At 68.1% G+C, this 8499-nt stretch carries 6 protein-coding genes; 4 read left to right on the forward strand and 2 right to left on the reverse strand.

Translation table 11 applies throughout. The features are described from left to right. The first annotated feature begins 47 nt into the window (after positions 1-47). From ASE59_RS04800 to ASE59_RS04815, 4 genes are all read left to right on the forward strand, one after another. Positions 48-2561, forward strand: coding sequence for a glycoside hydrolase family 3 protein (locus tag ASE59_RS04800; protein ID WP_056452971.1), 2514 nt, complete (start codon positions 48-50; stop codon positions 2559-2561). A 190-nt stretch (positions 2562-2751) separates the two neighbouring features. Beyond that, on the forward strand, positions 2752-4251 hold the full coding sequence (locus tag ASE59_RS04805) for a carboxylesterase/lipase family protein (RefSeq protein ID WP_162235268.1): 1500 nt from the start codon (positions 2752-2754) through the stop codon (positions 4249-4251). Beyond that, positions 4248-4979, forward strand: coding sequence for a GDSL-type esterase/lipase family protein (locus tag ASE59_RS04810; protein WP_056452977.1), 732 nt, complete (start codon positions 4248-4250; stop codon positions 4977-4979). Before ASE59_RS04805 ends, ASE59_RS04810 begins: the two co-directional genes overlap by 4 nt. 125 nt (positions 4980-5104) lie before the next feature. Further along, the gene (locus tag ASE59_RS04815) at positions 5105-5437 is read left to right on the forward strand and encodes a hypothetical protein (RefSeq protein ID WP_056452980.1); all 333 of its coding nucleotides are present in this window, start codon (positions 5105-5107) and stop codon (positions 5435-5437) included. A 164-nt stretch (positions 5438-5601) separates the two neighbouring features. On the opposite strand, the gene ASE59_RS04820 is transcribed toward ASE59_RS04815, so the two are convergent. Continuing rightward, positions 5602-6489: an ROK family protein gene (locus ASE59_RS04820; RefSeq protein ID WP_056452984.1), complete on the reverse strand. Its 888-nt coding sequence runs from the start codon at positions 6487-6489 to the stop codon at positions 5602-5604. Between the two features lies 1 nt (position 6490). Continuing rightward, positions 6491-8362, reverse strand: a complete 1872-nt coding sequence (locus ASE59_RS04825) for a M61 family metallopeptidase (RefSeq protein ID WP_056452987.1) — start codon at positions 8360-8362, stop codon at positions 6491-6493. Positions 8363-8499: the final 137 nt, after the last annotated feature.

The following is an 8499-nucleotide window of genomic DNA, read 5'->3' on the forward strand; positions in this document are numbered from 1 at the left end:
CAATGGGGCACGCGTGGTGAAATCGCGGGCATAGGGAGAGCGATGCGATGAAACCGGTACCGCAATTTTTGCTGGGTACGATGCTGGCCGGCATGGGACTGGCGCTGCCCGCCGCCGCGCAGACCGTACCGGCACCCGCTCCGGCCGCCACCGTCCACCCCGACATTTGGCCGCGCGCCAACTGGCCATACAAGGCCGATCCGGCGGTCGAGAAGCGCATCGCCGACCTGCTGAAGAAGATGACCGTCGAGGAAAAGGCCGGGCAGGTCGTACAGGGCGATATCGCCAGCCTGACGCCCGAGGATGTGAAGCGTTACCATCTGGGATCGGTGCTGAACGGCGGCAATTCCGCGCCGAACAACGACGAATTCGCCCCCGCCTCCGAATGGCTCAAGCTCGCCGATCGTTTCTACGCGGCATCGGTCGACAAGAGCGACGGCGGCGTCGGCATTCCCGTCATCTGGGGCACCGATGCGGTGCACGGCCATAGCAACATCGTCGGTGCGACGCTGTTCCCGCACAATGTCGGTCTGGGTGCGATGCACGACCCGGCGCTGATGCGAAAGATCGCGCAGGCGACGGCCGCCGAAATCCGCGCGACCGGCATCGAATGGACCTTCGCCCCGACGATCACCGTGCCGCAGGACCTGCGCTGGGGCCGCGCCTATGAAGGCTATTCGTCCGACCCGAAGCTGGTCGCCAGCTACGTCACCCAGTTCATCGAAGGGCTGCAGGGTGCGCCGGGCACGACCAACCAGTTGAAGGGGCCGTACGTCCTCGCCTCGACCAAGCATTTTCTCGCCGACGGCGGCACGTTCGGCGGGCAGGATCAGGGCGACGCGAAAATCCCCGAAACGACGCTGCGCGACATCCACGGCACGCCCTATGTCTCGGCGATCAATGCCGGGGTGCAGACGGTCATGGCCAGCTTTTCGAGCTGGAACGGCGAAAAGGTGACCGGGCACAAGGGCCTGCTGACCGATGTGCTCAAGAAGCGCATGGGCTTTGGCGGGTTCATCGTCAGCGACTGGAACGCGCACGGCCAGGTCGCGGGCTGCACCAACGCGTCGTGCCCGCGCGCGATCAACGCCGGGCTGGACATGTATATGGCCCCCGACAGCTGGAAGCCGATCTGGGAAAACCTCGTCCGCCAGGTCAAGTCGGGCGAAGTGCCGATGACCCGCCTCGACGACGCGGTCTCCAACATCCTGCGCGTAAAGCTGCGTGCCGGCCTGTTCGAGGCGGGCAAGCCGTCGTCGCGTCCGCTGTCGGGCAAGTTCGACCTGCTCGGCAGCCCCGAACACCGTGCCATCGCGCGCGAAGCGGTGGCGAAGTCGCTGGTGCTGCTCAAGAACAACGGTTCGGTTTTGCCGATCAGGGCCGGCGCGCGGGTGCTGGTCGCCGGCGACGGTGCGAACGACGTCGCGCGCCAGTCGGGTGGCTGGACGCTGACGTGGCAGGGGACGGGCATCGACCCGAAATATTTCCCCGGCGCGACCTCGATCTGGCAGGGGATCGATGCGGCGGCAAAGGCGGCGGGCGGATCGGCGACGCTGTCGGCCAATGGCAGCTTCACCGGGGCTAAGCCCGATGCGGCGATCGTCGTGTTCGGCGAAACGCCCTATGCCGAGTTCCAGGGCGACATCAAAACGCTCCAGCTTCGCCCCGAACTGCGTGGCCCCATCGAGACGATGAAGAAGCTGAAGGCGCAGGGGATTCCGGTCGTCGCGCTGATGCTGACCGGACGGCCCTTGTTCGTGAACGCCGCGATCAACGCCGCCGATGCGTTCGTCGTCGGCTGGCTGCCGGGATCGGAGGGCGCGGGCGTCGCCGACGTGCTGCTGGCGGGACAGGGCGGCAAGGCGAAGCGCGACTTCACCGGCACGCTGTCCTTCCCCTGGCCGGCGACGGCGGACGCGACCGGGCCGACGCAATTCCCGATCGGCTATGGCCTGACCGCCGCCAGCAAGACGGCAGTGCCGGCGCTGTCCGAAGACGCGAAGGTGGCCGAGGCCGATGCCGGCGACGTGTTCATGGACAAGGGCCTACCCGCGACCGCATGGTCGCTGGAGGTCGGTGGTGCGGGCACCGGCGGCAACACTCGTATCACTACCGTGCCGGCGCAATCGGGGGCGGGCCGGGTGAAGGTCACCGCGACCGACCACGGCGTACAGGAAGGGGCGCGCCGCTTCGAGATCGACGGCAGCGGCCCGGCGCAGATCGTGCTGAGCACCCAGTCGCCGGTCGACCTGACCCGCCAGACCAATGGCGACGTGATGCTGGTATCGACGATGCGCGTCGACACCGCCCCGACCCAGCCGGTCACCCTGTCGCTACGCAGCGGTCCGGGTGGTGGACAGGTGGCGCTCGGCCGGCTGGAGCGCTTGCCGGTCGGTCAGTGGAAGACGCTGGGCGTCCCGCTCAAATGCTTCGGCGGCAATGTGAACATGGCGAAGGTCGACACCCCCTTCGCCCTGTCGACCGACGGCAAGCTGACGGTCGGCGTCGCACGCGTCGCGCTGGGTACGACGGCGGATGTAACGGTGGCCTGCCCCCGCTAAGTCCTCCCCGCTCCGCGGGGAGGGGGACCATCCGCAGGATGGTGGAGGGGCAATGCCACAAGCGTACCGTTTGCGGCTGTGCCCCTCCACCACCGCTTCGCGGCGATCCCCCTCCCCATGATATGGGGAGGATTTACAGGACCTCGCTGCACCCCTTACGACACCAACCGCAACACACAGGGGCATGGCGATGAAGGCAATCTGGGCACCTCTACTCCTCGCCACGGCAACCCCCGCCATCGCACAGGATGCCACGCCCCCGGCCGCCCCCATCCCCCCACGCGTCTCGGTCTCGGGCGGCATCGTCGAGGGCAAGGCCGAACCCGATCGCATCCTGTTCCGCGGCATCCCCTTCGCCGCGCCGCCACTGGGCGCCAACCGCTGGCGCGAACCGCAGCCGGTGGTCGAATGGCTCGGCATCCGCACTACCACCGCACAGGCGCCCGCCTGTCTCCAGAACGACTATGGCTGGAACCGCGCCGACCATGTCTATGCCGCCGAGGATTGCCTGACGCTCGACATCGGCACTCCGGCGCTGACCGGCAAACGCCCGGTCATCGTGTGGATCCACGGTGGCAGCAACCGCGCGGGTTCCGCGGGCGACATGGCGCTGTCGGCGATCGGCAAGCGCGACGTCGTGGTCGTCGCCGTCCAGTACCGCCTCGGCATCTTCGGCTTCCTCCCCCACCGCGCGCTGGCGGCGGAGGCGGGCGGGACCGGCGGCAATTACGGGCTGATGGACCAGATCGCGGCGCTGCGCTGGGTCCGCGACAATATCGCCAAGTTCGGCGGCGATCCAGACAATGTCACCATCGCCGGCGAAAGCGCCGGGTCGCAGGACGTCTCGCTGCTCCTCGCCTCGCCGCTCGCACGCGGGCTGTTCGCGAAGGCGGTGATGGAATCGGGCACGCCGGGCTTCGGCCTGCCATGGCGTCCGCTCAAGGAAGCGTTCCGCATCGGCGATCAACTCGACGTGCTGCTCGCCACCCGGGGCACGGCGGCACTGCGCAGCGCGTCGCCCGCCGCGCTGCTCGCCGCCGACCTTAAGCTGCACGATGCCAAGCTGACTGCCGACGATTATCTGTATCTGCGCACGACGATCGACGGCGCGGTCCTGCCCGACACGCCCGACCGGCTGTTCGTAACCGCGCCCAAGCGTCCGGTGATCCTCGGCAGCAACATGCTCGAACTCGACCTGCCCGGCGGTCGTCCGGCGCGCGACGGCTTTGTCGACCTGTCGTTCGGCAGCAATGCGGAGGGGGCACGCACCTTCTACCGCCTCGACGACGCCGATCCCGTCGCCCATCCGCGCTTGGGCACCCGCGATCAGCAGATCGCGACCGACGCCACCTTCCGCTGCCCGGCGGGCACGCTCGCCAACCTTCTCGCCGCCCGCAACTGGCCGGTGTGGCGCTACGAATTCGACATGGCGGGCGACGGCGGTCCCGGCCGCACCGCGCATGCCGCCGAGATCGGCTATATCTTTGCCGATCGCCGCGTCGGCCCGGTATCGATGCAGGATTACTGGCTCGCCTTCGCCGCCACCGGCGACCCGAATGGCGAAGGTCGCCCGGCTTGGCCACGCACGGCCAAGGGCAAGCCCGCCAACCTCCTGTTCGACGCGCGTGGTGCCACGCCGCGCGATGGCGACATCCGCCCCGAAATCTGTCGTTTGTCAGGATCGCTATGACCCCCGATCGCCGTCATTTCCTCGGCCTCGCCGCCGGTGCCGCGCTGCTTCCCATCGCCGCCCGTGCGCAGGAGGAAAGCTATGAGGTCAAACGCCAGCGCCAGCTCGCCACCGACTGGCCGTGGCTTGGCCGCTATGCCGCCGACAATGCCGCGCTCGCCGCATCGGGCACGCCGACCGATATCGTCTTCATGGGCGATTCGATCACCGAAGGCTGGGTCGGCAAGCGCCCTGACTATTTCCGCGCCGGCCGGGTCGGGCGCGGCATCAGCGGACAGACGACGCCGCAAATGGTGCTGCGGATGATGGCCGACGTCATCGCCCTTCGCCCGAAATTCGTCCACATCATGGCCGGCACCAACGACATTGCCGGCAATACCGGTCCGATGACGCCGCAGCAGACGCACGACAATCTGGCGATGATGGTCATGCTGGCGCGGCAAGCGAAGATCGGCGTGCTGCTGGCCAGCGTACCGCCGGCAGATGGCTTCCCGTGGCGTCCCGGCCTCGCCACCGTCGCGCCGATCCACGCGCTCAACGCCTGGGCGAAAGCTCATGCGGCGCAGACCGGCGCGACCTTTGTCGACTATACGCCGGCACTGGCGACGCCCGGCGGCGCGATGAAGCCCGGTTTCGCCGACGACGGCGTCCATCCGACCGCCGCCGGCTATGCCGCGATGGAGGCGGTGCTGACCCCGATCCTGCGCGCGAAACGCCTGCCCGCCTGACAAGCTGAACGAACCCGCCGCCGCCGCGACAATCCGACACAATTTTCGGGGGTTGGCGACAAACGCCTGCGACATGGCCGGCCCATTTTCTGTTCAGCCCAAGGGGTTCGAACAGGAGAAGACCCATGAAGAAGTTCACACTGGTGCTCGCCGGCCTCGGCGTCGCCATGACCGCTTTGCCCGCCGCCGCCCAGCCGTGGCAGTCGGTCAACCAGCGTCAGGCACAGATCGAGCGTCGCATCGATCAGGGTATCCGCAGCGGTTCGCTCAGCCGGCGCGAAGCCGCGAACCTGCGCGGTGAATTCCGCCAGATCGCGCAGCTCGAACAACGCTATCGCCGCTCGAACGGCCTGTCGATGCAGGAACGCCGCGACCTCGACCGCCGCTTCGACGCACTGGCGTACAAGGTGCGGGTCGACAAGCATGACCGCAACGGTCGCTCCGGCCATCGGCGCTGACAACTCCCCTCCCTGACAAGAGTTTCGGGTCGGTCATGCCCCGGCATGACCTAAACCGTGCAGGGCACTGTTTACCCGAAACTGGGCTGGGGGTGGGTAGGCCGGTTGTAGCGCGCTTACCCGCCTAGCAGGCCGACCCTTCCCTTCCAGGAAGGGGAGAAACGTCATCCCCCCGCGACGAACGCTCCGATCAACCCCGCATCCTCGCCCAGCCGCCCCGGCACGACGACGGGCGTCGTTGCCGGGGTCAGCAAATTCGCCCGCACCCGAACGTCCAGCGCCGCGATCAGCGCGGTCGCATTCGCCAGCCCGCCCCCGACCGGCACGATCGTCGCCGACACGGCATGCAACACCATCGCCAGCGGCCCACCGACCAGATCGCACCAATAGTCGACCGTCACTACCGAACGCGCATCACCGGCTTCCGCCCCGCTAGTGATCGCGAGACTGTCCACATCGACCCCGTGCAGAAACCGGTGCAGCCGCTCCAGCCCCCGCGCGCTGCCGATCGTATCAAGGCAACCGACAAGTCCGCAGCCACAGGCGAACACCGGATTGGCCCCCGGCGCGATGCGGCTGTCGTGCACCACCTGCCCATGGCCCCATTCGCCGCCGATCCCGCCGGCACCGCTCACGATCCGCCCGCGTTCGACAAGCCCGCCGCCAACCCCGGTGCCGAGGATGATGCCGAATACCCGGTCATGCCCGATCGCGACCCCGCGCGCCGCCTCCGCCAGCACGAACGCATCGGCATCGTTCACCACCCGCACCGGCACCGCCAGCGTGGCGGCCAGTTCGTCACCCAGCCGCCGCCCGTCGATGCAGCGGATGTTGGCGCTGGTGACGACACCGGAGACCGGATCGAACAGCCCGGCGGTCGCGATCGACACCCGCTCGCACGCCACCACCGCCAGCGCATCGGCAAACACCCCGACGAACGCCGCCCAGTCATCGACCGGCGTCGGAACCTTCCGCCGCCAGGCGATAGCCCCCGCATCGTCGAACGCGGCGATGTCGACGAACGACCCGCCGACATCGGCGCACAGCCGCATCCTATGCGCCCAACCACGCCTTGCGGAACGCCCGCTGCTTGGCGGTCAGCGCCTGCCCGACCGTTTCGCCACGCACCACCTCCAGCGTCGGATCCGCCGCCGGGATCAGCGTCGCGGTGCGATCGGCCCCGAACCGGCGATAGCGCAGCTCGACCGGCGTACCGGGCTTCAGCGTCGCAACCGCCGCGTTCCACGCCGCGGCGTTGGCGATCGCCTGCCCACCGACCGCGACGATCACGTCGCCCCGATCCAGCCCGGCGGCGAACAGCGGCGAATTCTGCGCGGGCGGGAAGGTCAGCGTCACGCCATCGGCTTCCTCGCTAGCCGCCGTCCGCCCGATCCAGCCGCGCGTCGGCGCGGCAGGCCGCAGCACCAGCCCCGCCTGTGCCAGCAGCGGCGCGAAATCGGGGAGGGCGCTGCCATCGATCGACCGCGCGAAAAACGCATCGGCGAACCCCTGGTCGCCCGTCGTCTCGGCCAGCGCCGCGCGCAGATCGGCGGGGGTGTACGCCTTCTCGTTCCGACCATGCCGCGCCCACAAGGTCCGCATGAAATCGTCGAGGCTCTTGCCCGCGAACCGCTGCCGCAGCTCCAGGTCGAGCGCCAACCCGATGATCGCACCATAGGGGTAGTAGGACACGAAGATATTGGGATCGACCGGATCGATCGACCGCGCGGCATCGACGAACGGCGCGCGCAAACTCATTTCCTGCGGCGATGCATTGATCCGTGCCGCGATCCGGGCGGGATTGTTGACGATGCCGCTCAGCATCGGCCCCATCTCGCCCAGATATTCGTCGACGCTGGCAAGGCCCGCGCGCCGGATCGACAGCGGCCCGTAATAGCTGGTGAACCCCTCGGCCAGCCATAGCGACGGCGTCGGATTGGCGCGGGTGAAGTCGAACGGCTCCAGTTCGGCCGGGCGGATACGCTCGACATTCCAGCTATGGAAGAACTCATGCGCCAGCGTGCCTAACTGGTCGTCCTTCGCCTCGGCCAGCGAGCGCGTGTCGGTGATGATCGTCGAGTTGCGATGCTCCATCCCGTCGCCCACGATCGACGAGCGATAATCGGCGATGAAGGTATAACGCCCGAAATCATAGGGCGCGGGCGCGCCGAAGATGCGGATCTGTTCGCGCACCACCCGCTTCGCCTTCTCGGTAAAGCGATCCATGTCGGCGGCGCTGCCGTCATGATGGAGCGCTAGGCGATAAGTCTGGCCGCCCTCCTGCCATTCGCGGACCATATGGTCCGACAGCTCGGTCGGGCTGTCCATAAAATACTGCAAATTCGGTGCCCAATAGGTGCCGGGCGCATCGCTCTCGGCCAACTGCGTCGCGACCTTCCATTTGGGGTCGGGGCTTTGAAAGCGCACCCGGATCGGCTGTGCGTCGTAACCGGTCGCCCACATAAAGGTCGCCGGCATGTTCAGATGCGCGTGGCTGGTGTCGATCTGCGCATAGGTGCCATCGCCATGATCGGCGAACAGCGTGTAGGTGACGACGACCGTGCCGTCATGCCCCGCGACGCTCCAGCCATAGGGATCGCTGCGCGTCAGCTTGAGCGGCCGTCCGGCGCCATCGGTCGCGCTGACGTCATAGACGTTCTTGGCGAATTCATGGATCGCATAGCGCCCCGGCGACGACCGCGACATCTGGACGCGCAACGGTCCGGCGGGCACCCCGGTCCAGGTCGCGGTGATCCGGGCGCGGTGATGTGCGACCTGCGGAAACGAAACGTCGTAGCGCACCTTCGCCGTCGTGCCCGGATCGCGCTGGCCGGGGGCAGGGGCCGGATGCACCGGCGCGCTCTGCGCCAGCGCGGGAAGCGCGATCGTGGAAGCGAGCAGGACGGCGAACAGCGAACGGACCATGGAGGCTCCCCGGAGAAGATTGTGCGCCTTCTAAGCCGGGAGGAGCAAACGGGTCCACGCCTTCTTCTCCCCTCCCTGACAAGGGAGGGGGCGGGGGTGGGTTGGCCGGCGAGGAAACGTCACGCCAATCCACCCCC

This window comes from Sphingomonas sp. Leaf10 (genome assembly GCF_001421245.1).
Classification (GTDB): domain Bacteria; phylum Pseudomonadota; class Alphaproteobacteria; order Sphingomonadales; family Sphingomonadaceae; genus Sphingomonas.

Coding starts and splice junctions, on each gene's coding strand:
- ASE59_RS04800 (WP_056452971.1), top strand. CDS start 48: ATGAAACCGGTACCGCAATTTTTGCTGGGTACGATGCTGGCCGGCATG.
- ASE59_RS04805 (WP_162235268.1), top strand. CDS start 2,752: ATGAAGGCAATCTGGGCACCTCTACTCCTCGCCACGGCAACCCCCGCC.
- ASE59_RS04810 (WP_056452977.1), top strand. CDS start 4,248: ATGACCCCCGATCGCCGTCATTTCCTCGGCCTCGCCGCCGGTGCCGCG.
- ASE59_RS04815 (WP_056452980.1), top strand. CDS start 5,105: ATGAAGAAGTTCACACTGGTGCTCGCCGGCCTCGGCGTCGCCATGACC.
- ASE59_RS04820 (WP_056452984.1), bottom strand. CDS start 6,489: ATGCGGCTGTGCGCCGATGTCGGCGGGTCGTTCGTCGACATCGCCGCG.
- ASE59_RS04825 (WP_056452987.1), bottom strand. CDS start 8,362: ATGGTCCGTTCGCTGTTCGCCGTCCTGCTCGCTTCCACGATCGCGCTT.